Source organism: Nocardioides lianchengensis, assembly GCF_900101465.1.
In the GTDB taxonomy this organism is placed as follows: domain Bacteria; phylum Actinomycetota; class Actinomycetes; order Propionibacteriales; family Nocardioidaceae; genus Nocardioides; species Nocardioides lianchengensis.
Map to the genome: position 1 here is coordinate 143688 of NZ_FMZM01000005.1, position 21312 is coordinate 164999.

Below are 21312 nucleotides of genomic sequence, written 5' to 3' on the forward strand. Positions count from 1 at the left end.
CGGACCGGCGCGGACTCGCCGTCCCGGTCGGTGGTTGAGGTGCCAAGGACGGAGTCCTGAGCCTCGAAACCCGGCGAGCAGCATGACGAGGGTGGTCACCGTCGACTCCTGGCAAGACGGGTTTCGAGGCCCCTCCGCTCCTCCGTCGCTCCGGAGCACGTCAACCGGCGTTCGCCGTCCGGGTAGATTGCGCCCCGTGACGCAGCAGGAGATCCCCGCCGCCCCCGAGCACTGGGAGGCCGACGTCCTGCTCCGGGACGGACGGACGGCGCACATCCGCCCGATCGGCCCCGAGGACGCGGAGCTGCTGGTCGAGTTCTACGCCCGGGTCTCCGACGAGTCGAAGTACTACCGGTTCTTCTCGCCCATGCCGCGGCTCTCCGACCGCGACGTCGCCCGGTTCACCCAGGTCGACCACGTCGACCGGGTCGCGTTCGTGCTGACGCTGCAGGGCCGGATGATCGCGGTGGGCCGGTACGACGTGGTGCGGCCCGGCGAGGCCGAGGTCGCGTTCCTGGTCGAGGACCAGCACCAGGGCCGGGGAATCGCCCAGCTCCTGCTCGAGCATCTCGCCCAGGCCGCCCGCGAGCGCGGCGTCGAGCGGTTCGTCGCCGAGGTGCTGCCCGACAACACCCGGATGATCCAGACCTTCCGCGACGCCGGCTACCGGGTGGCGAGCGAGTACGAGGACGGGGTCCTCATGCTCGAGTTCCCCATCGACCCGACCGACACGGCCATCGGGGTGATGCTCAACCGCGAGCACCAGGCCGAGGCCGCCTCGATCCACAAGTTCTTCAACCCGCGCTCGGTCGCGGTCATCGGCGCCAGCCGCCGTCAGGACACCATCGGCCAGGCCCTGGTCCGCAATCTGGTCACCGGCGACTTCACCGGCCGCGTGTACGCCGTCAACCCGTCCTCGGCGGCCGTGTCGGGACTGCCGGCGTACAAGTCGGTCAACGAGATCCCCGACGAGGTCGACGTCGCGATCGTGGCCGTGCCCGCCGACTCCGTGCAGGACGTCGTCCTCGACTGTGCCGCCAAGGGCGTGCACGGGCTGGTCGTCATCTCGTCGGGCTTCGCCGAGACCGGCGAGGAGGGCCGCCAGCGCCAGCGGCGGCTGGTGGGGCTGTCGCGCTCGTACGGCCTGCGCCTGATCGGCCCCAACGCGCTCGGCGTCATCAACACCGACCCGACGGTCAAGATCAACGCCTCGCTGGCGCCGCTGATGCCGCCCCGCGGCCGCGCCGGGTTCTTCTGCCAGTCCGGCGCACTCGGCTCGGCGATCCTGGAGAAGGTCAACAACCGGGGCCTCGGCCTGTCGACGTTCGTCAGCGCCGGCAACCGCGCCGACGTCTCCGGCAACGACCTCCTGCAGTACTGGGAGGAGGACGACTCCACCGAGGTCGTGCTGCTCTACCTGGAGTCCATCGGAAACCCGCGCAAGTTCTCGCGGATCGCCCGTCGGGTCTCGCAGCGCAAGCCGATCATCGCGGTGCGGTCGGGTCGCACCACGCAGGGCGTCCCCATGGGTCACGCCGTACGACGGATCGCGGCGCCGCCGCAGGCCGTGGACGCGATGTTCCGGCAGGCCGGGGTGATCCAGGTCGAGTCGCTGGAGGAGATGTTCGACGTCGCCCAGCTGCTCGCCCACCAGCCGCTGCCCCGTGGGCGCCGGGTCGCCATCGTCGGCAACTCCGACGCCCTCGGCCTGCTCGCCGCCGACGCGGCCGCCGCCGTCGGCCTGGTGGTCAACAAGTCGGTCGCGCTGAACGCCGAACCGAGCGCCGAGGACTTCGAGGACGCGCTCGACGCGGCCATCGACGACCCCGAGGTCGACGCCGTGGTCGCGGTCTACATCCCGCCGCTGAACGTCTCCGGCGAGGACGTCGCCAACGTGCTGGCCGCGGTCGGCGAGCAGTCCGACAAGCCGCTCGTGTCGTCGTTCCTCGGGGCCGAGGGCGTGCCCGAGCTGCTCCGGGTGCCCGATGTCGCCGGTTCCACGGCCGGTCGCGGCTCGGTGCCGTCGTACCCCGCGGTCGAGGCGGCGGTGCGGGCGCTGGCCCACGTCGTCGACTACGCCGTGTGGCTGCGGACGCCCGACGGCGAGACCAACGAGCCGGACACGGTCGACCACCGCACGGCCAAGCGGCTGGTCAACGAGACCCTCGGCGCCCACCCCGAGGGCACCGACCTCGACCAGGACACGCTGGCGAAGCTGCTCGGGGCCTACGACATCGCGCTGTGGCCCGCCCGACCCGTCGCGTCGTACGACGAGGCTGTAGCCGCGGGCGAGGCCGACGGCTGGGACGTCGTCCTGAAGGCGACCGCCGACCACGTGCGCGAGCGCCCCGACCTGGCCCACGTGTGGCGCAACATCGAGGGACCGGGCGAGATGCGCAGCGCCTGGACCTCCCTGACCGAGATCGTCGGCGACCCCGAGCGGGCCGGGTTCATCGTGCAGAAGAACGCGCGCCCCGGCGTACCGATCTCGATCCGCAGCATCGAGGACCCGCTCTTCGGGCCGGTCGTCTCGTTCGGCATCTCCGGGCCGCTCACCGAGCTGCTCAGCGACCGGGCGTTCCGGATCCCGCCGCTCACCCGGCGCGACGCGGCGTCGATGGTGCGGGAGATCAAGTCCTCGCCGATGCTCTTCGGCTACCGCGGCAGCGAGGTCGTGGACGTCGCCGAGGTGGAGCGGCTGATCCGGCGGGTGGCCCAGCTCCAGAACGACCTCCCGCAGGTCCGCTCGCTCGAGCTGTCGCTGGTCCTGGCCGGCGCGACCGGGGCCACGGTGCTCACCGCGGCGGCCCGGATCGAGCCCGTCGCCGACCCCCGCTCGGACTGGTTCGTGCGCCGGATGCCGTCGCTGGCGGGGGACACGCTCCCCGGCTAGACGGCCGTGGTGACACACTGCAGCCATGCGCAGCAGGACCGACGATCGCGACCACGCCCTCGAGCTCCGCGAGGCCATCCACCGCACGGGCTACTACCCCGAGGTGGTGGCCGACGGCGTCAGCTCGGCGGTCGCGGGGGAGCAGGTGGTCTCGTTCTACGTCCACCACGAGCCGACGTTCGAGCGGGACGAGGTCCGGCGCCACCTCAGCGTGGTGGTGCTGACCCCCACCCGCCTGGTCCTCGCCCACACCGACGAGCACGCCGGCGACGACCTGCTGCCCGAGCCCTACACCTCCACCTCCACGGAGGCGATCCGCCTCGACGCCGTGAAGTCGGTCGTGGTCACCCGGATGATCGCCAACCCCGCGTCCGGGCCGTCCTTCCCCGCCGAGGCCGTGATGACCATCGGCTGGGGCGGCGTGAGCCGGGTCGACCTGGAGCCCGCGGGCTGCAGCGACCCCGACTGCGACGCCGACCACGGCTACACCGGCGTGCTCGCCTCCGACGACTTCTCGCTGCGGGTCAGCTCTGCCGCCGACGGTCCCGACGCGGTCGCCGGCCTGCTGGCCTTCGCCGAGTCGCTCTCCGCGCGCACGCACACCGGCTGAGGCGATGACCGGCTTCCTGGAGCCCGCGTACGGCGCGCGGTCGCTGGGTGACGTCGTGCCGGCGGTCGGAGCGGCGCTCGGCGTCCCGGTGCTCGACGCCCCGACCGGGCTGGTCCTGCCGGACGCGCCGTCGTACGTCGTCTTCCTCGTGGACGGGCTCGGCTCGCAGCTGCTGCAGCGCTACGCGCACGCGGCGCCGTACCTCTCCGCACTCGCGGAGGGCGCCGAGGCCGGCACAGCGGGGGTGCCGTCGACCACCGCCACCTCGCTCACCTCCCTCGGCACCGGCCTGGTGCCCGGGGCGCACGGGCTGGTCGGATTCACCTCGCGGGTCCCGGGCACGGACAAGCTGCTCAACGCGCTCTTCTGGAGCAGGGACGTCGACCCGGTCGAGTGGCAGCCGCACCCCACCGCGTTCGAGACGCTGCGCCGGGCCGGGGTGTCGGTGACGGTGGTGAACAAGCGCGAGTTCGAGGGCAGCGGGCTGACCGTCGCCGCGCACCGTGGGGTCGACTACGTCGGTGCCGACAAGGTCGGGGAGCGGATCGCCGCCGCGGTGACGGCCTCGGCCGAGCGTCCGTCGCTGACCTACCTGTACGACGGTGACCTCGACTGGACCGGTCACCGCCACGGCGTCGCCTCCAGCCAGTGGCTGCAGCAGCTGTCGATCATCGACGCGGAGGCCGAGCAGCTGCGCGAGTCGCTGCCGCCGTCGACCCGGCTGGTGGTCGTCGCCGACCACGGCATGGTCGACGCCCCGCCCGAGCACCGCATCGACGTCGACGAACGGCTGGAGCTGCGCGACGGGCTGCTGCTCCTCGGCGGCGAGGCCCGGTTCCGCCACCTCTACTGCCACCGCGGCGCCGTCGCCGACGTCGTCGCGACCTGGCGCTCGGTCCTCGGCGACGCGGCCCTGGTGCTGACCCGCGACGACGCGGTCGATCGAGGCTGGTTCGGCACGGTCCAGCCGTCCGTCCGTCCGCGGCTCGGCGACGTCCTGGTCGCCTCCCGCGGCGACCATGCCGTCTTCTCCTCCACCGACTTCGCCTACGAGACGACCCTCGTCGGGCTGCACGGCTCGCTCACCCGCGACGAGATGCTCATCCCGATCCTGGTGGGCTGAGCGCGTCGGTCGGATGGGCCGCGCGACGTCGTACGACGTGGCGGCGACCTGATCGCTTGGCGTCGGTGGTGCCGGGGGCCGGGATGAGAGTTTCATCGGCCAGCCGATGAAACTCTCATCGGCCCCGCGGGCGCCCTCAGCCGAACGGCAGCGGCTCGGGCGCGAGCGAGACGGCCTTGGCGCGGGCGGCGGTGAGCCGGCGGCGGTGGTGCTGGCGGCAGAGGACCTCGTAGGCGACCTCGGCGGGGGGACCGCCTCGGTCGTCGACGTCGCCGACGACGATCACCTCGCCCTCGACGACCATGATGCCGTCCTCGGTGCGGGCGTTGTGGGTGGCGCGCTTGCCGCACCAGCACAGCGCCTCGACCTGGAGGACGTTCATCCGGTCGGCGATCTCGACCAGCCGCTGGCTGCCCTCGAAGAGGGCGGTGCGGAAGTCGGTGAGGATGCCGAAGGCGAAGACGTCGATCTGCAGCTCGTCGACGATCTTGGCGAGCTGGTCGACCTGGTCGCGCGTGTAGAACTGGGCCTCGTCGCAGATCAGGTAGTCGATCCGGCCACCCTGGGTGAGGGTGGAGACGACGTACTGCCAGAAGTCGAACTCGGGGGCGACCTCGATCGCCTCGTGGGTCAGCCCGAGGCGGCTGGAGAGGGTGGCGGTCCCGGCGCGGTCGTGGGTCACGAAGATCCGACCGGCGCGGCCGCGGGCCGCGTGGTTGTGGTTGGTCTGGAGCGCCAGGGTGCTCTTGCCGGAGTCCATGGTGCCCGTGAAGAAGTGCAGTTCCGCCACGGGCGGGATCCTTTCACGGACCGCACGGGACCGACCGGCAGGATGGGTCTCATGAGCTATCCCCACGAAGCCACTCGCGGCGCTCGCGCCTCCGCGGGGGCCCCAGCATGAGCCAACCGCTGATCTCCGGCATCGAGCTGCGTCTGCTCCTCGGCGGCGTCGCCGTCCTCGACGTGCGCTACCGCCTGGGCGGGCCTCCCGGCCGCGAGGAGTACGACGCCGGCCACGTCCCCGGCGCCGTGTACGTCGACCTGGACACCGACCTGGCCGCGCCCGTGGGCGACGGCAGCCGCGGCCGGCACCCGCTGCCGGACCCCGAGGCGTTCCAGGCCGCGATGCGCCGGGCCGGGGTCCGCGAGGACGCTCCGGTCGTGGTCTACGACGACTGGCAGGGACGGGCGGCGGCGCGGGCCTGGTGGCTGCTGCGCCACCACGGGCACCCCGATGTGCAGGTGCTCGACGGCGGCTGGCGGGCCTGGCTGGCCGCGGGCGGCGAGACCAGTCGGGTGGAGCCCGAGATCCTCCCCGGCGACTTCACCGCCCGGCCGGGAGCGATGCCGGTGGTCGACGCCGACGGGCTGCTCGACGTACCGGTGGTGGTGGACGCGCGGGCGCCGGAGCGCTACCGCGGCGAGGTCGAGCCGGTCGACCCGGTGGCGGGCCACGTGCCCGGTGCCGTGAACGTGCCGACGACGGTCAACATCGCCGCCGACGGGACCTTCCGCAGCCCCGAGGAGCTCCGGGCGCTCTACGCCGTGGAGGGCGTGACGGGGGAGCAGGAGACGGCGGTCTACTGCGGCTCCGGGGTCACCGCGGCCCACGACGTCCTCGCGCTCGAGGCCGCCGGCATCACGGCGGCGCTCTACCCGGGCAGCTGGAGCGAGTGGGTGAGCGACCCGGCCCGCCCGGTGGCTACCAGTGCACGCCCTTGAGGACGCGGGCCAGCATGATCTGCTCCGACTCGCGGCCGCCCGACGACTCGCCCTTGGCCGCCGCCGAGTCGGGGAACACGTGGTAGGCCAGGTTCAACACACGGAAGGCCAGCTTGGGCGCGACGGTGTGGACGACGGCGCCGGCGTTGCCGAGCAGCGTGTTGATCTCGTGGGGGCGCTCGACCATCGCCCGGACCACCAGGTCGGCCGCCTGCGCGGGTGAGATGGTGGGGAACTTGTCGTAGAGCTTGGTCGGCGCGATCATCGGCGTCCGCACCAGCGGCATGTGGATGCCGGTGAAGGTCACACCGTCGCCGACCAGCTCGGACGCGACCACGTTGCTCCACGAGTCCAGCGCGGCCTTGGAGGCGACGTACGCCGAGAACCGCGGCGGGTTGGTCTGCACGCCGATCGAGCTGACGTTGACCACGTGCCCCCGGCCCTGCTCCCGCATCAGCGGCAGCAGTCCCATCACGAGCCGGATCGCGCCGAAGTAGTTCAGCTGCATGGTCCGTTCGAAATCATGGAAGCGGTCGTGCGAGAGCCGCAGCGAGCGCCGGATCGACCGGCCCGCGTTGTTGACCACGACGTCGACCGACGGGAGCTCAGCGGCCAGCTGCTCGCAGAGCGCGTCGATGGCCTCCAGGTCGGAGAGGTCGCACGGGAAGACGTACGCCGTACCGCCGGCGCGCTCGATGAGCGCCCGGGTGTCCTCCAGCTTGTCCTTGCCGCGGGCCACCAGCACCGGGATCCCGCCGGCCTGGGCGACCTTCAGGGCCGTCACCTGTCCGATGCCGGAGGACGCCCCGGTGATGACGACGTGCTTGCCCGCGAGGGCCGCGCAGGTCGCCGGGTCGTCGGCGGTCGAGGTGTCGAGGTGCTCCTCCCACCACGTCCACAGCGTGCGCGCGTAGGAGTCGAGGACCGGCAGGGCGATCCCGGAGCCGGACAGCGCCCTCAGGGTGCGGGTCGCGTCGAAGACCGGCACGAAGGCGGTGTGGGCGAGCACCTCTGCGGGGATGCCGACCTGTCGGGTGAGCAGGTCCAGCGCGCCCTGCACCGGGCCGACCTTCGCGATCGCGTTCAGCAGCCCGGCCGGCTGCAGCACGCGGGGCAGGAACCGGGTCACCGAGCGGTCCACCGGCGTCGCGAACCGGGGCGCGCCGGCAGCGGCGCAGAACGCGTTGACCAGGTCGACGACCGGCTGCGGGTCGGGATCGACGAGGTGGAAGGTCTCGCCGTCCCGGTCGGGCAGGTGCGCGAGGTGGTCCATCGCCTGCACGACGTAGTCGACGGGGACCACGTTGGTGTCGCCCAGATCGACGCCGATCAGCGGCAGCCAGGCGGGCAGCCGGTCGCGCATCAGCTTCATCAGCGGGAAGAAGTAGTAGGGCCCGTCGACCTTGTCCATCGCGCCGGTGCGCGAGTCGCCGACGACGATCGCCGGGCGGTACACCCGCCACGGCACCGCCGAGGAGTAGCGCACCAGCTTCTCGGACTCGTGCTTGGTCCGGTGGTACGGCGAGGGCAGGGTCTGGCCCTCGTCGAACATGGTCTCGTCGAAGCGGCCGGCGTACTCGCCCGCCGCGGCGACCGAGGAGACGTGGTGGAAACAGCCCACTCGGAGGGCCTCGGCGAGGTCGAGGGCGTGCCGGGTGCCGTCGACGTTCATCGTCTGGTTGGTCGCGTCGTCGGCGGTCATGTCGTAGACGGCGGCGACGTGGAAGAAGTGCTCGATCCCGCCCGCGTGCGCGGTCACCCAGGCGTCGTCGACCCCGAGCCCCGGCTCGGTGAGGTCGCCGACGACGGGCACCACCCGGTCGCTGCCCCAGCCGAGCACCAGCGCGTCGAGCCGGTCGCGGGAGCCCGCACGGACCAGGACGAAGACCTCGCCGGTCCGCTCGTCGAGCAGCCGCTGGACGAGATGCCTCCCGATGAACCCTGTGGCGCCGGTCACGAGGTACGACATGACCGGAGCGTAGGCCCCCGGGCCGGGTTCAGTCCTGCTTGCCGCCGCCGAACATGATCTCGTCCCAGCTCGGCACGGACGCCCGGCCACCCTTCTTGCGCACCGGGCGGCGCGCGGGCGGCTCGTCGTCGGCGGGCGTCGGCTCGGCCGGCGCCTGGTCGGTGGGCTCCGGGTCGGGGTCCTGGGCCGCGGCGTCGGCCGCCTCGTCGGCGATCTCCGACTCGTCGACCCCGGGCCTCTCGTCGAGGAACGCCTCGAGCGGCTGCTCCAGCAGGGGCTCGTCACGGGACTCGTCACGGCGCTCGTCGCGCACAAGCCCGATGACGTCGTCACCCAGCGGCAGCTCGTCGGCGGCGGGGGTGGCCTGCCGGCGCTGGCGCGCCCGCTCCAGGTCGTCGCGGGGGGTGGGGACGTCGGCCGGCACCGTCGCGATCAGGTCGCCGACCAGCCAGCGGGCGTCCTCGTCGTCGAGGACGACGTAGTTGCCGGGGGCGTCGAAGGTGAAGTGGGCGGTGCCGGACCGGGCGCTCGAGGCGTACTCGGCGGCCAGCGTCCAGCGGCCGTCCTCGCGGCGCCAGGCGTCCCACTCGACGGTTTCGGCGCGCACGTTGAGGGGGCGCAGCTGGGCGGCCACGGCGTCGCCGAGGGTGCGCGCGGACCCCGAGGACTCGCCGGAGCGTCGTACGGACGAGCGCTGGGCGCGCTCGGCGACGTGCTGCCGCTCCGCCAGGACGGGCCCGGCGAACGGCATGATCTTCTCGACCGTGCTGCCCGCCGCCTGCGCGACGGACTCTGCGGACTCACCGGCCCGGATCCGGGCCTGGATGTCCCGGGGGCGCAGCGTGCTGTCCATGCGTACCTCTCCCTGTGCGGGTCGTGCTGGGGGACCGCCCGGGAGGGCGGCCCGAAGGCGGGCGTCGGCGTCGAGGGTGAACTCCTCCCCGGTGTCGTCGACCATCAGCAGGAGCTTCCCGTCCTCGCTGACGCCCACGAAGGTGAGGTGCGCCATGAGGTCGTCGGCTCCGTCCCGGTCGATGCTCGTCTTCGGTTCGCCGAGCCTACGCCAGCGGGGGTCCCGGGCTCGGTAGCCTCGCCCTGTGCCGACCCTCGTCGTGCTCGACCTCGTCGGCATCTTCGTCTTCGCCATCTCCGGCGCGCTGGTCGCGGTGCGCAAGGACCTCGACGTCTTCGGCGTCCTGGTCCTGGCCGGTACGACGGGCCTCGGCGGCGGCTTCCTGCGCGACGTGCTCATCGACGCGACCCCGCCGGCGGCGCTGGCCGACTGGCGCTACCTGCTCGTCCCGCTCGGCGCGGGCCTGCTGGTCTTCCGTTTCCACCCGACGCTCGGCCGCCTCGAGCGGACGGTGAACGTCTTCGACGCCTTCGGCTTGGCCCTGTTCTGCGTGGCCGGCGCGCTCAAGGCGCTCGACTACGGCCTCAGCCCGCTCCCGGCGGCCCTGATGGGCATGGTCACCGGCATCGGCGGCGGGATGCTCCGCGACCTCCTGGCCGGCCGCGTGCCCGTGGTCTTCCGGGGCGAGCTCTACGCGATCCCGGCCCTCGCCGGGGCGATGGTCGCCGTCCTCGGCACCCGCGCGGAGCTGCCCGAGGTGCTCGTCACGATCGCCGGAGCGTCGGTCTGCCTGGTCTGGCGGTTGCTCGCCATCTGGCGGAACTGGCAGGCCCCGATGCCCACGGGGCCCGCCAGCGTGTGAGTCAGTCGCCGGTGCCGGCGTCCACGGTCTCGTAGGCCGGCATGCCCCACGGCAGCAGGCGGTCCGAGTTCAGGTCGGCCACCGTGCCGATCTGGGTCACCGGCTCGCACGTCCCGGATGGGACAGCGCAGGCCAGGACCTCCAGGGTGTCGCTCGGCTGCTCGCCGCCCGCCACCACCAGCACCGTGTCGGCGTCGAGCCAGCCGTACGCCGAGCCGAGCTCGGCGTCGACGTCGATCGGGACCCGGTCGCCGGTGCGGGTGTCGAAGACCTCGGGCCGGCGGTTCTCGCCGATGATCGCCACCCAGTCCGCGTCCGGCGCGAGAGCGGCGACGCCTGCGCCCGCGTCAGGGACGAGGGGTACGTCGTCCTGCCCGGGGCGGGACACGAATGGGCCGGTGGGGTCGCCGGGGTTCGACACGAGGACCCCGTCCTCCGCCGCCAGCACCGTGCCCCGGTCCGCCGCAGGGACGACGCGGGTCTCGCCGGTCGCCAGGTCGCCCGCCATCGCCCCGCTCTCGGTGATCCAGTAGGCGGTGCCGCCGTCGACGGCGGCCGGCTGGAGTACTCCCGCGCCGATCCGCGTGGTCTCGCCGGTGTGCTGGTCGAGGACGGCCAGCGTGGTGCCGCCGTCTCGTTCCTCGACCCACGCGGCGAGCCCGTCGTCGTGATCGGCGACCAAACGCACCCCGCCTGGCTTTCGCACTGTCGTGCCGACCCGGGTCACCCTGTCGCCGTCGACCGACCAGACCCCGAGCCCGGACACCACCACGAATCCGGCGTCGGTATGGACGAACGCCTCGACCGGGCGCCCGACGTCCACCACGGTGTCGCCGTAGTGGATCACCGAGCCCTCGGACCAGGAGACCCTGGCCTCGGCGTACGGGCCTGCGGGGTCGATGGTGCCGACGTCGCCGGGCCTCGCGACCCAGAGCGCGACGACAGCGACCACGGCCAGGGCGACCAGTCCTCCCAGCACCGTGACGCCACGGCGGCGCCGCACCCGGCGATCTCCGGTGCGGGTGATCGCGTCGAGGTCCACCGGCGCGAAGTCCGGGTTGGTCGCCTGCTCGTGCAGCAGGGTCCTCAGGTTCTGGTCCATCGTCAGCGTCCCGTCGTCAGCAGGTCGAGGGGGAGACCGTCGTCGCCGAGCCGCTCGCGCAGCTTGGCCAGGCCGGCGGCGACCTGACTCTTCACGGTCCCGACCGCGCAGCCCATGGCCGCGGCGGTCTGGGCCTCCGTGAGGTCCTCGTAGTAGCGCAGCACCACGGCGGCACGTTGACGCACGGGCAGCTCCAGCAGTGCCTGCCACACCCACGCGCGTTCGCTCACCGCGTCCTCAGACCCCGCGGTCGCCTGCTCCGGGAGGTGATCCGCCGGGAGCTCCGACCAGCTCCTACGCCGGAACCAGCTGATCGCGGTCGTGGTGATCGCCTTGCGGGTGTAGGCCTCGGCGTTGGCGGGGTCGCGCAGCCGCGGCCAGGCGATGTACGTCTTGGTCAAGGCCTCCTGGACCAGGTCCTGGGCCAGGCCCGCGTCGCCGACCATGAGGTACGCCGCCCGCTGCAGCGCGGGGCCGCGTGCGGTGACGAACTCGGTGAAGGCGTCGCGATCACGGGCCGCCATCGGCTCTCCCCTCGTCCCGGAGCAGGATGCCCCGTCGCCACCCAGACGCGCCGGGATCCCCGAAAGGTTCGACCAAAATCCGATGATTCTGTCGGTGCCGTGCGGTCGAATGAGGCATGGACCTCGCGATCGAGACCCACGGGCTCGTCAAGACCTTCGGAGACAACCGCGCCGTCGACGGCGTCGACCTCGCCATCCGGGCGGGCGGCGTCTACGGCGTCCTCGGCCCCAACGGCGCCGGGAAGACCACCACCATCAAGATGCTGGCGACGTTGCTGGTGCCCGACGGGGGCACGGCGACGGTGCTGGGTCACGACGTGGTCCGGGAGGCGCCCGACGTGCGCGCCCGGGTCGCGATGACCGGGCAGTTCGCGTCCCTCGACGAGGACCTCACCGGCCTGGAGAACCTCGTCCTGCTGGCCCGCCTCTACGGCTACGGCAAGGCCGCGGCCAAAGAGCGGGGGATGCAGCTGCTGGAGGCCTTCGACCTCGCCGAGTCGGCGAAGAAGCAGGTGAAGGCCTACTCCGGCGGCATGCGGCGACGCATCGACATCGCCGGGTCGATCGTGGTCCGGCCCGACCTGATGTTCCTCGACGAGCCGACGACCGGGCTCGACCCCCGCAGCCGCAACCAGGTCTGGGAGATCGTGCGCGGGCTGGTCGGGGCAGGGACGACGATCCTGCTGACCACTCAGTACCTCGAGGAGGCCGACCAGCTGGCCGACCGGATCGCGGTGATCGACCACGGGCGGGTGATCGCCGAGGGCACCAGCGGCGAGCTGAAGGCCTCGGTCGGCTCCGGCGCGGTCCGGGTCCGGGTCGCCGACCCCGGCGACCGGGAGGAGGTGGCCCGACTGCTGGCCGAGACGCTCGCGGCCGAGCCGGTCCTCGAGCCCGACGGGACCACGGTGACGCTGCGGGTCGACGACCCGACCGCCGTCGCCGGCGCGCTGCAGCGGGTGGGCGACCGCGGCCTGCGGGTCAACGAGTACAGCCTCGGCCAGCCCAGCCTCGACGAGGTGTTCCTGGCCCTCACCGGACGTCCGGCCGAGGAGAGCGCGACCGAGACCCAGGACCAGGAGGTCCCCGCATGACCACCGAGACCCGCGAGCCGACCCGCTCGCTCGACGCCAGCGTCATCGCCGCGCTCGGGGCCGCCGAGCGCCCGCCGCGGGCCAACGCGGTCAGCTCCTCGCTCACCTTCGGGTGGCGGGCGCTGCTGAAGATCAAGCACGTCCCCGAGCAGCTCTTCGACGTGACGATGTTCCCGATCCTCTTCACGCTGATGTTCACCTACGTCTTCGGCGGAGCCATCTCGGGCTCGACGGGGGACTACCTCCAGTACGCGCTGCCCGGCATCCTCACCCAGACCGTCGTCTTCATCACGATGTACACCGGCCTGACCATCAACACCGACATCGACAAGGGCGTCTTCGACCGGTTCCGGTCGCTGCCCGTCTGGCGGGCCTCGCTGCTGGTCGGGGCGCTGCTCGGCGACACGCTGCGCTACGGGCTGGCGTCGTTCATGGTCCTGGTCGTGGGGGTGCTGATCGGCTACCGCGCGCCCGGTGGCTTCCTCGGTGTCATCCTGGCCGTGCTCCTGCTGCTGGTCTTCTGCTTCTCGCTCAGCTGGCTGTGGCTGATCGTCGGACTGAAGGTCCGCAGCCCCAATGCCGTGATGGGCACGTCGATGATGGTGCTCTTCCCGCTCACCTTCATCAGCTCGGTCTTCGCCCCGCCGGAGACCATGCCGGGCTGGCTGCAGGCCTTCGTCGACGTGAACCCGGTGACCCTGCTCTGCGAGGCGGCCCGTGGCCTGATGGACGACGCCCCCGACAGCGGCGACATCCTGATCGTGCTGGTGCTCTCGGCGGTCATCACGGCCGTCTTCGCGCCGATCGCGCTCCGGCTCTACAACACGAAGTGAGCGCCCTCGTCGGGAGCGACGAAGGAGCTCCCGACGAGAGCAGGCGCCAGGTCGAGTAGCCCCGCGACCGACGAAGGAGGTCGCGACGGGACGTATCGAGACCCTGACCGAGGGGTCTCGATACGCTCGCTGGCGCTCGCTACTCGACCAGCGAACTGCTACTCGCTCGCTACTCGACCAGCGAGGCCACTACTCGACCAGCGAGGCCGGGGTGCGGCGTCAGTCGCCGAGCACGCGCCTCAGGTAGTCGTTGGCGAACACCCGGTCCGGGTCGAGTCGGTCGCGCACCGCCAGGAACTCCTCGAAGCGCGGGTACGCCGGCGCGAGGTCGGCCGCGGTGCGGGTGTGCACCTTGCCCCAGTGCGGTCGGCCGTCGTGGGCGCGCAGGATCGGCTCGAGGAGGTCGAAGTAGGCGCGGTGGTCGGCGTCGCGGTGGGTGTGGAAGGCCAGGTAGAACGAGTCCCGGCCGGACGCGGTCGACAGCGCGACGTCGTCGGCGGGGGCGGTGCGGATCTCCACGGGGAAGCTGATCCGCAGCCCGCTGGACTCGAGGGCGGCCCGCGCCTCGCGGAGCACCGACAGCCCGGCCTCGCGCGGGACGGCGTACTCCATCTCGCGGAAGACGACGTCGCGCCGGGCCGTGAAGACCCGGTGGGCGGCGTCGCTGTAGGTGCGGGCGCCCATCAACCGCGCGTTGACCCGGTTGACCCGCGGGATCGCGGCGGGGACCTTGTTGAGCACCCGGCAGAGCGCGCCGAAGGCGTGGTTCTGCAGGAAGTCGTCGTCGAACCAGGCACGGGCGGCCGAGAGCGGCTCCGCCTCGGCCACCGGTACGTCGAGCCGCTCGTTGCGCTTGACCGACATCCGGTCGGTGTGGGGGAACCAGTACATGTCGACGTGGTGGCTCTCGGCCGTCATCTGGTCGAAGGAGCCGAGCGCCTCGTCCCACGACATCGGCTGCTCGCTGGCCTCCAGCACGAAGAGCGGCTCCACCTTGAAGGTGACCTGGGTGAGCACGCCGAGCGCGCCCAGGCCGACCCGGGCGACAGCGAAGACGTCGGGGTTCTCGCTCTCGCTGGCCCGCAGCACCTCGCCGGTGCCGGTCACCAGCTCCAGCCCGGCCAGCTGTGCGGCCAGACCCGCCGCGATCCCGCCGGTGCCGTGGGTGCCGGTCGAGGTCGCGCCGGCCAGGGTCTGCTCGGCGATGTCGCCCATGTTGTGCAGGCTCAGCCCGAGCTGCTCGAGGCCGGCGTTGAGAACCTTCAGCTGGGTGCCGGCGAGCGCGGTGACGGTCATCGCCTCGCGGTCGACGCCGACGATGCCGGTCATCGCGCCGGGCCGCAGCATGGTGTGCTCGGGCGCGGAGATCGCGGTGAAGCTGTGGCCGGTGCCGACCATCTTGACCGTCGACCGGTCCTCGCGGGCCCGCTCGACCTCGGCGACGACCTCGGCGACGGACCCCGGCGTGACCGTCCGGGCGGGACGTGCGGACTCCAGGCCCGACCAGTTGCTCCACTCCACGACGCGCAGCGTAGTCAGTCAGCTCCCGTGGAGCAGGTGCGCCCGGCCGTGCCGCTCGAACTCGGTGGCCAGCGCGGCCGTCCGGTCGGCGGTGAGCGGGCGGTAGGCGCCGTCGACCCGCTCGAAGACCGGGTCGTCGCCGGACCAGAGCCGCCGGCGCAGCGCGGGCTTGTCGACCTTGCGGGTCGCGGTCGTGGGGAGGTCTTGGGTGATGCGCAGGAACCGGGGTGCCCACTTCGTGCCGAGGTCGCGCTGGGCGTCGAGGAAGGTCGCGAAGCCGGCGACGTCGAATCCGGCCGGGTCGTCCGCGACCTGGAGGGTGGCCATCACCTGGTCTCCGGTGCGCGGGTCGGGTACGGCGTAGACCGCGGCCACCGCGACGTCCGGCCGGCGGGCCAGGATCCGCTCGACCGGGGCGGCGGCGAAGTTCTCCGAGTCGACCCGCAGCCAGTCCGCCGTACGGCCGGCGAACCAGAACCAGCCGTCCTGGTCGCGGTAGGCGAGGTCGCCGGTCCAGTAGTCGCCACCGCGCACCCGCTCCGCGGCCGCCTCCGGGTTGCGGTAGTAGCCCTCGAACCGGGCGGCGGCGTCGATCCCCACGATCTCGCCGATCGCCTCGTCGGCGTTGAGCAGCCGGCCGTCGGGGGAGAACCGGGCCGGCGGGCAGACCGAGCCGTCGGGGGCCAGCACCTCCGCGGCGTACCCGGTCTGGGGGAGTCCGAGCGCACCCGGGGGAGTCCCGTCGACCGGGCGGATGGCGACGGCGCCCTCCGAGGAGCCGTAGGACTCGACGACCGGGCAGCCGAAGCGGCGCTCGAACTCCGCGCGGTCGCGGGCCGAGGCCTCGGTGCCGAAGGCGACCCGCAGCCGGTTGTCCCGCTCGCCGGGGTGCTCAGGCCGGCTCAGGACGTAGGCGAGGGAGCGACCGACGTAGTTGACGTAGGTGGCACCGAAGCGCTGCAGGTCCGGGAGGAAGCCCGAGGCCGAGAACCGGCGGCGGGTGGCGAAGGCCGCGCCGCGGCGCAGGCACGGCCCCCACGAGGCCATCAGGGCGTTGCCGTGGAACATCGGCATCGCGTTGTAGGCGACGTCGTCGCGCTCGAGGACGAGCGGGTTGAGCTGGACGATCATCGCCATCCGGCCGGTCGAGCAGACCACCGCCTTCGGCGCGCCCGTCGAGCCGGACGTGAAGAGCAACAGCAGTCGGGTGGTCGGGTCCAGGGCCTCCGGCGTCGCCGTCACCTCGGCGCCGGCGTGGCCGGCCAGCAGGGCGTCGTACTCCTCGGAGCCGGCGACCAGCACCCGAGCGGCCCCGTGATCGAGGCCGGCGAGCAGGGAGAGGTGCTCGGGTGCGGACACGATCGTGTCGACGTCGGTGGAGCGGATGTCGGTCGCCAGCTCGGCGCCGCGGCGCGTGGGGTTGATGCCGACGACACTCGCCCCGCAGAGCGCGGCGCCCGCGACGAGGAAGAGGTACTCGGGCGAGTTGTCGAGCAGGACGCCGACGTGCCAGGGCCGGCCCTCGGGCCGCAGGTGCCGCAGGACCGCGGCCCGGACCGCCGCTTCGGCGAGCAGCTCGCGGTAGCTCCAGCGCCGGTCCTCGAAGAGCAGCGCGGTCGCGTCGTCGGCCGCGCGGGCGAGGAGGATCCCGGCCAGGGTGGGGTGCTCGATCGGTGGCAGTGTGGTCTGCGTCACGCCGCCGAACCTACGTCGTGCGCCCCTGCCGCGGGAGGGCCAGCGCGGCCAGGGCGGCGAGCACGCCCGCGCCGGCGCTGACGAGGTACGCCGCCGACGCCCCGTGGTGGTCCACCACGAAGCCGCTGAGCGCCGCACCCGGGGCCACCCCGGCGACCAGGCCGGTGTGCAGGACGGCCAGGCCCTCGGTCATCCGGGGCCGCGGCAGGACCTGCTCGGCCATCGAGAGCGTGGCGACCAGGGTCGGGGCGGTGGCCGAGCCCCCGACCAGCAGCAGCACGGCCATCGTCCACATCGAGTCGACCAGGAACAGCGGGAGCATCGACACCGCCATGGCGAGCGCCCCGACCCGGACCCGGTACGACGGGCCGCGACGCCAGCTGACCGCGCCGGTGACGACGCCCGACAGCAGGCTGCCGAGCGCCCAGACAGCCAGCAGCGCGCCGGCGTACGCCTCGGCGCCCCGCTCCTCCGAGAACGCCACGGTCGTGACCTCGGCCGCGCCGAACAGCACCCCGAGCCCGACGCTGACCACGGTCAGCGGCGCCACGGTGCGCCAGGGCATCGCCGGGCGCGGCCCGGTGGCGTGGTCGTGCACGTGGGTCGGCGGCTCGGTGGCGTGCTGCCGGGCCAGCCCGAGGCAGCCGACCAGCCCGCTCACCACGGCGACCGCGAGGCCGACCACGGGGTCGACGGTGGTCGCCAGGACGGTCGCGAGGATCGGGCCGACGACGAAGACGACCTCGTCGAGGACCGCCTCGAGCGCGAAGGCGGTCTGCACGTCGGTGGACCGGTCGAGGACGTGCGACCAGCGGGCGCGCACGCACGAGCCGACCTGGGGGAGCGTCGCGCCCGCCACGGCGGCCAGGACGTACGTCGCCGCCCGCGGCCAGTCCTCCTGCACCGACCAGACGAGCAGCGCCATGGCGACGCTGAACAGCGTGGCGGCCACGGTGAGCACCAGGCGCTGGCCGAGGCGGTCGAGCAGCCGGCCCTGGGCGATGGCCAGGCCGGCGCCGGCCACGGTGTAGGTGGCGGTCACGGTGCCGGCGACGCCGTACGAGCCGGACTGGTCCTCGACGAGCAGCACGATGCCGAGGCCGACCATCGAGATGGGAAGGCGGGCGACCAGCCCGGCGAGGCTGAACCGGGCGGTGCCGGGCTGCGCGAGCACCCGGCGGTACGACGTGAGAGCGGCCATGGCAGTCGCAAGGTAGAGCGCGGGAGCGCCGCCCAGCCAATTCGCACGCCTCCCTACGATGGCGACATGCCAACCGATGCCCCCGACGTCTCGCCGTACGACGCCCTGCTCCTGGTCTCCTTCGGCGGACCCGAGGCGCCCGAGGACGTCGTCCCCTTCCTCGAGAACGTGACCCGCGGCCGGGGCATCCCGCGCGAGCGGCTCGAGGAGGTCGGCGAGCACTACTTCCTCTTCGGCGGGAAGTCGCCGATCAACGACCAGAACCGCGAGTTCCTGGCCGGGCTGCGCACGGACCTCGCCGCGGCCGGGATCGACCTGCCGGTCTACTGGGGCAACCGCAACTGGGACCCCTACCTCACCGACACGCTCGCGCAGATGGCCGCCGACGGGGTGACCCGGGCCGCCTGCTTCGTCACCAGCGCCTACTCGTCGTACTCCTCGTGCCGGCAGTACCGCGAGAACCTCTTCGACGCCGTCGACGGGCTGGACGGCGCGCCGCGGCTGGACAAGCTGCGCCACTACTTCAACCACCCGGGCTTCGTGGAGCCGGTCGTCGACGGCGTGCTGGCGGCGCTCGCCGACCTGCCCGAGGAGGCCCGCGCCGGCGCCCACCTCGCCTTCGTCACCCACTCGATCCCGCTGTCGATGAACGACGCCTCCGGCCCGCCGGAGCAGGGCGGCGGGGCCTACGTCACGCAGCACCTCGACGTGGCCGCGACCGTCGTGGCCCGGGTCGCCGAGGAGACGGGGGTCGAGCACCCGCACGAGCTGGTCTACTGCTCGCGCTCGGGTGCCCCGCACATCCCGTGGCTGGAGCCCGATGTCAACGACCACCTCACGTCGCTGCACGAGGCCGGTGCGCCGGCCGTGGTGATGGTGCCGGTGGGCTTCGTCTCCGACCACATGGAGGTCATCTACGACCTCGACACCGAGGCGCTGGCCACGGCCGAGGAGCTGGGGCTGCCCGCCCGCCGCTCGGCGACCGCCGGCACCGACCCGCGCTTCGTCGCGGCCGTGCGCGACCTGCTCCTGGAGCGGGCCGCGGTCGAGCGGGGCCAGGAGGTCGCCCGCGCGTCGACCGGGGCGATCGGGCCGATGTGGGACGCCTGCCCCGTGGGCTGCTGCGCCAACGCCCGCGCCGACAAGCCGACGCTGTGCGGAGCATGAGCTCTCCGACAGGTCAGGAGCTCGCGGCCCTGGCGCTCGACGTGGCCCGGCAGGCCGCCGAGCTGGTCCGCGCCCGGCGCGCCGCCGGGGTCTCGGTCGCCGCGACCAAGTCCAGCGACGTGGACGTCGTGACCGAGGCCGACCGGGCCAGCGAGGAGCTGATCCGCGCGCTGCTGCGGGCGCAGCGCCCCGACGACGCGTTCCTGGGCGAGGAGGGCGACGACGTCGCCGGCACCTCGGGGGTGCGCTGGATCGTCGACCCGATCGACGGCACCGTGAACTTCCTCTACGGCATCCCGCAGTACGCCGTCTCGATCGCCGTCGAGGTCGACGGAGCGGTCGTCGCGGGGGTGGTCCTCAACGTCGCCACCGGCACCGAGCACGTCGCCCACCGCGAACTGGACGGCCGGCCGCTGGCGACCCGTGACGGCGAGCCGGTGCGGCCGCGCGTCGCCGTACCCCTGGACAAGACGCTGATCGCGACCGGGTTCTCCTACGACCGCGAGGTACGACGAGCGCAGGTCACCGCCTGGCTCGACCTGCTGCCGCGGATCCGCGACATCCGGCGGCTCGGCTCCTGCGCCCTCGACCTCTGCGGGGTGGCCGACGGCACCGTCGACGCCTACGTCGAGGAGGGCGTCAACCTGTGGGACCACGCGGCCGGCGCCCTGGTGGCCGAGGCCGCCGGGGCGCGCTGGGAGCTCCTGGTCGGCGCCGGGGGACTGAGCCTCATCGTGTGTGCTCCGGCACCTTCGTACGACGAGCTCCACGCGGCCGTGGTGTCCGCAGGGTTCGCCGCCGAGGAGGGGGAATAGCCGCTCAGCGGACGGCGTTGTGGGGGCGCATCACCCGACCGGTGTGCGCTCGAGGGGGCGCATGGTGCACAATCTGGCGCCGACGACGTGAGCCGACGCGGCTCGCGGGTGACCGGTACACGGGGCAGCACAGACGAGGGGAGTGAGTGACGCTATGGCGACCGACTACGACGCACCGCGCAAGAACGAGGAAGACCAGTCCGAGGAGAGCATCGAAGAGCTCAAGGCGCGACGTCACGACAAGAACTCCGGCAAGGTCGACGAGGACGAGACCGAGGCGGCCGAGTCCTTCGAGCTCCCCGGTGCTGACCTGTCCCACGAGGAGCTCGCGGTCGAGGTGAAGCCGAAGCAGGACGACGAGTTCACCTGCATGAGCTGCTTCCTGGTCCACCACCGGTCGCAGCTGGCCGACGAGAAGAAGATGATCTGCCGCGACTGCGCCTGATCCAGGACGCGACGCGCGAAGGCCGCGACCCCCTCGGGGGTCGCGGCCTTCTGTCGTGTCGGGGCCTGTCGCCGGGTTCTACTCGCCGTCGCGGCGCAGCTCGGGCGGCAGATGACCCGTGGAGCGTGCGTAGTACGACGCCGCCCGCCGCTGGGCGAGCATCCGGGCGAGGCCGACCAGCACGCCGCTGGTGACCGCCCAGGCGACCGCCTCCCAGATCTCGACGTCGGGGTCGGCGGGGTTCTCCGGGGGCTTCCTCCCGGTCGTCACCTTCCAGGTGGCGTCAGCGGCCTTCTTCGCCAGTGCCGCGGCCCCGAGGGCCGAGACGAGGGAGAAGGCCGACCAGATCTTGGAGCTGTCCTTGGCCATGGCAGGACATTACCCAGCGGTCGGAGCGTCAGACAGCGAGGCCAGGGCCTTGGCCAGCTCGTCGGGACGACGGGTGCTCAGCAGCCAGTACGGCGCCGGGTCGGCCGGGTCGGTGATGGCGACCCGGACCGCGCGCTTCAGGTAGGGCCGCAGGAGCAAGTAGGCGCGGGCGTCGGCGTCGCGACCGGCCGCCCGGTGGGCCTCCTCGGGGTCCAGGGCCTCGACCGCCCCGAGGTGCCGGGCCTCGATCCGCGCCCGCCCGGCCCGCAGCACACCGTCGTGGACGCTGATCCGGGCCGACCCGTAGGCCAGGAACAGGGACGACACGAGCACGGCCACGACACCGGTGGCCGCCCAGGCGGCGGCCTCGGGGAGGGCCGCCAGGACGGCGAGCCAGAGGCTCGCGGTGAACATGAACCCCTGCACCCACCAGCGCAGCGGGACGCCGAGGCGCTCGTCGTAGCCGGGGGCAGGGGAGTCGGGCACGAGGAGAGTTTCCCATCCCGGTCGGTAC

General features: G+C 73.0%; 20 protein-coding genes. 10 read left to right on the forward strand and 10 right to left on the reverse strand.

Features of this window, described 5'->3' with window-relative positions:
• The first annotated feature begins 196 nt into the window (after positions 1–196).
• Genes BLT76_RS10455 through BLT76_RS10465 form a run of 3 tightly spaced genes read left to right on the forward strand, consistent with a single transcriptional unit; the run spans position 197 to position 4626 of the window.
• The gene (locus BLT76_RS10455) at positions 197–2893 is read left to right on the forward strand and encodes a bifunctional acetate--CoA ligase family protein/GNAT family N-acetyltransferase (protein ID WP_090854908.1); all 2697 of its coding nucleotides are present in this window, start codon (positions 197–199) and stop codon (positions 2891–2893) included.
• Positions 2894–2918: 25 nt separating this feature from the next.
• Positions 2919–3503, forward strand: coding sequence for a DUF5998 family protein (locus tag BLT76_RS10460; protein ID WP_090854911.1), 585 nt, complete (start codon positions 2919–2921; stop codon positions 3501–3503).
• A gap of 4 nt (positions 3504–3507) precedes the next feature.
• On the forward strand, positions 3508–4626 hold the full coding sequence (locus BLT76_RS10465) for an alkaline phosphatase family protein (RefSeq protein WP_090854914.1): 1119 nt from the start codon (positions 3508–3510) through the stop codon (positions 4624–4626).
• 136 nt (positions 4627–4762) lie between these two features.
• Here BLT76_RS10465 and BLT76_RS10470 read toward each other — a convergent pair whose 3' ends face one another.
• Complete coding sequence (locus BLT76_RS10470; protein ID WP_090854917.1) at positions 4763–5416, reverse strand: thymidine kinase; 654 nt, start codon at positions 5414–5416, stop codon at positions 4763–4765.
• Positions 5417–5523: 107 nt separating this feature from the next.
• Here BLT76_RS10470 and BLT76_RS10475 point away from each other — a divergent pair, with 107 nt between their 5' ends.
• The gene (locus tag BLT76_RS10475; RefSeq protein WP_090854920.1) at positions 5524–6348 is read left to right on the forward strand and encodes a sulfurtransferase; all 825 of its coding nucleotides are present in this window, start codon (positions 5524–5526) and stop codon (positions 6346–6348) included.
• On the opposite strand, the gene BLT76_RS10480 is transcribed toward BLT76_RS10475, so the two are convergent.
• Together BLT76_RS10480 and sepH are read right to left on the reverse strand one after the other, a co-directional pair.
• Positions 6329–8317, reverse strand: a complete 1989-nt coding sequence (locus BLT76_RS10480; RefSeq protein WP_090854923.1) for an SDR family oxidoreductase — start codon at positions 8315–8317, stop codon at positions 6329–6331. The genes BLT76_RS10475 and BLT76_RS10480 overlap by 20 nt on opposite strands.
• Before the next feature lie 28 nt (positions 8318–8345).
• Entirely contained in the window at positions 8346–9326 is a 981-nt protein-coding gene (gene sepH, locus BLT76_RS10485; RefSeq protein WP_170867019.1) for a septation protein SepH, read from the reverse strand.
• An 88-nt stretch (positions 9327–9414) separates the two neighbouring features.
• On the opposite strand from sepH, the gene BLT76_RS10490 reads away from it, so the two are divergent.
• Positions 9415–10032, forward strand: a complete 618-nt coding sequence (locus BLT76_RS10490; RefSeq protein WP_090854929.1) for a trimeric intracellular cation channel family protein — start codon at positions 9415–9417, stop codon at positions 10030–10032.
• A gap of 1 nt (position 10033) precedes the next feature.
• On the opposite strand, the gene BLT76_RS10495 is transcribed toward BLT76_RS10490, so the two are convergent.
• Positions 10034–11134: a hypothetical protein gene (locus tag BLT76_RS10495; protein ID WP_090854933.1), complete on the reverse strand. Its 1101-nt coding sequence runs from the start codon at positions 11132–11134 to the stop codon at positions 10034–10036.
• Between the two features lie 2 nt (positions 11135–11136).
• Positions 11137–11658 (reverse strand): SigE family RNA polymerase sigma factor, encoded by a 522-nt coding sequence (locus tag BLT76_RS10500; protein WP_090854936.1) that lies wholly within the window; start codon positions 11656–11658, stop codon positions 11137–11139.
• Between the two features lie 116 nt (positions 11659–11774).
• On the opposite strand from BLT76_RS10500, the gene BLT76_RS10505 reads away from it, so the two are divergent.
• Complete coding sequence (locus BLT76_RS10505; RefSeq protein WP_090854941.1) at positions 11775–12752, forward strand: ATP-binding cassette domain-containing protein; 978 nt, start codon at positions 11775–11777, stop codon at positions 12750–12752.
• Positions 12749–13585, forward strand: a complete 837-nt coding sequence (locus tag BLT76_RS10510; protein WP_090854945.1) for an ABC transporter permease — start codon at positions 12749–12751, stop codon at positions 13583–13585. Before BLT76_RS10505 ends, BLT76_RS10510 begins: the two co-directional genes overlap by 4 nt.
• Positions 13586–13804: 219 nt before the next feature.
• On the opposite strand, the gene BLT76_RS10515 is transcribed toward BLT76_RS10510, so the two are convergent.
• The 3 genes from BLT76_RS10515 to BLT76_RS10525 are packed head-to-tail and all read right to left on the reverse strand — an operon-like array spanning position 13805 to position 18002.
• Positions 13805–15106, reverse strand: a complete 1302-nt coding sequence (locus tag BLT76_RS10515) for a D-arabinono-1,4-lactone oxidase (protein WP_211752864.1) — start codon at positions 15104–15106, stop codon at positions 13805–13807.
• Positions 15107–15124: 18 nt separating this feature from the next.
• Positions 15125–16801 carry an AMP-binding protein gene (locus BLT76_RS10520; protein ID WP_211752866.1) on the reverse strand — a complete coding sequence of 559 codons (1677 nt, stop codon included), beginning with the start codon at positions 16799–16801 and terminating at the stop codon, positions 15125–15127.
• A gap of 10 nt (positions 16802–16811) precedes the next feature.
• On the reverse strand, positions 16812–18002 hold the full coding sequence (locus BLT76_RS10525) for an MFS transporter (RefSeq protein ID WP_090854952.1): 1191 nt from the start codon (positions 18000–18002) through the stop codon (positions 16812–16814).
• A 66-nt stretch (positions 18003–18068) separates the two neighbouring features.
• Between BLT76_RS10525 and BLT76_RS10530 the strand changes: the two genes are divergently transcribed.
• The 3 genes from BLT76_RS10530 (at position 18069) to BLT76_RS10540 (ending at position 20429) form a co-directional block, all read left to right on the forward strand.
• Positions 18069–19169 (forward strand): ferrochelatase, encoded by a 1101-nt coding sequence (locus tag BLT76_RS10530; RefSeq protein WP_090854955.1) that lies wholly within the window; start codon positions 18069–18071, stop codon positions 19167–19169.
• A complete protein-coding gene (locus BLT76_RS10535; protein ID WP_090854958.1) occupies positions 19166–19984 on the forward strand; it encodes an inositol monophosphatase family protein in 819 nt (272 codons plus the stop codon). The genes BLT76_RS10530 and BLT76_RS10535 overlap by 4 nt, the downstream gene beginning before the upstream one ends.
• 154 nt (positions 19985–20138) lie before the next feature.
• Positions 20139–20429: a DUF4193 domain-containing protein gene (locus BLT76_RS10540; protein WP_090854961.1), complete on the forward strand. Its 291-nt coding sequence runs from the start codon at positions 20139–20141 to the stop codon at positions 20427–20429.
• Between the two features lie 78 nt (positions 20430–20507).
• On the opposite strand, the gene BLT76_RS10545 is transcribed toward BLT76_RS10540, so the two are convergent.
• Both BLT76_RS10545 and BLT76_RS10550 read right to left on the reverse strand, forming a co-directional pair.
• A complete protein-coding gene (locus tag BLT76_RS10545) occupies positions 20508–20798 on the reverse strand; it encodes a DUF4235 domain-containing protein (RefSeq protein ID WP_090854964.1) in 291 nt (96 codons plus the stop codon).
• Between the two features lie 9 nt (positions 20799–20807).
• A complete protein-coding gene (locus tag BLT76_RS10550; protein WP_090854967.1) occupies positions 20808–21284 on the reverse strand; it encodes a DUF3093 domain-containing protein in 477 nt (158 codons plus the stop codon).
• Between the last annotated feature and the right edge of the window lie 28 nt (positions 21285–21312).

Coding starts and splice junctions, on each gene's coding strand:
- BLT76_RS10460 (WP_090854911.1), top strand. CDS start 2,919: ATGCGCAGCAGGACCGACGATCGCGACCACGCCCTCGAGCTCCGCGAG.
- BLT76_RS10465 (WP_090854914.1), top strand. CDS start 3,508: ATGACCGGCTTCCTGGAGCCCGCGTACGGCGCGCGGTCGCTGGGTGAC.
- BLT76_RS10475 (WP_090854920.1), top strand. CDS start 5,524: ATGAGCCAACCGCTGATCTCCGGCATCGAGCTGCGTCTGCTCCTCGGC.
- BLT76_RS10480 (WP_090854923.1), bottom strand. CDS start 8,317: ATGTCGTACCTCGTGACCGGCGCCACAGGGTTCATCGGGAGGCATCTC.
- sepH (WP_170867019.1), bottom strand. CDS start 9,326: ATGGCGCACCTCACCTTCGTGGGCGTCAGCGAGGACGGGAAGCTCCTG.
- BLT76_RS10495 (WP_090854933.1), bottom strand. CDS start 11,134: ATGGACCAGAACCTGAGGACCCTGCTGCACGAGCAGGCGACCAACCCG.
- BLT76_RS10500 (WP_090854936.1), bottom strand. CDS start 11,658: ATGGCGGCCCGTGATCGCGACGCCTTCACCGAGTTCGTCACCGCACGC.
- BLT76_RS10505 (WP_090854941.1), top strand. CDS start 11,775: ATGGACCTCGCGATCGAGACCCACGGGCTCGTCAAGACCTTCGGAGAC.
- BLT76_RS10510 (WP_090854945.1), top strand. CDS start 12,749: ATGACCACCGAGACCCGCGAGCCGACCCGCTCGCTCGACGCCAGCGTC.
- BLT76_RS10525 (WP_090854952.1), bottom strand. CDS start 18,002: ATGGCCGCTCTCACGTCGTACCGCCGGGTGCTCGCGCAGCCCGGCACC.
- BLT76_RS10530 (WP_090854955.1), top strand. CDS start 18,069: ATGCCAACCGATGCCCCCGACGTCTCGCCGTACGACGCCCTGCTCCTG.
- BLT76_RS10535 (WP_090854958.1), top strand. CDS start 19,166: ATGAGCTCTCCGACAGGTCAGGAGCTCGCGGCCCTGGCGCTCGACGTG.
- BLT76_RS10540 (WP_090854961.1), top strand. CDS start 20,139: ATGGCGACCGACTACGACGCACCGCGCAAGAACGAGGAAGACCAGTCC.
- BLT76_RS10545 (WP_090854964.1), bottom strand. CDS start 20,798: ATGGCCAAGGACAGCTCCAAGATCTGGTCGGCCTTCTCCCTCGTCTCG.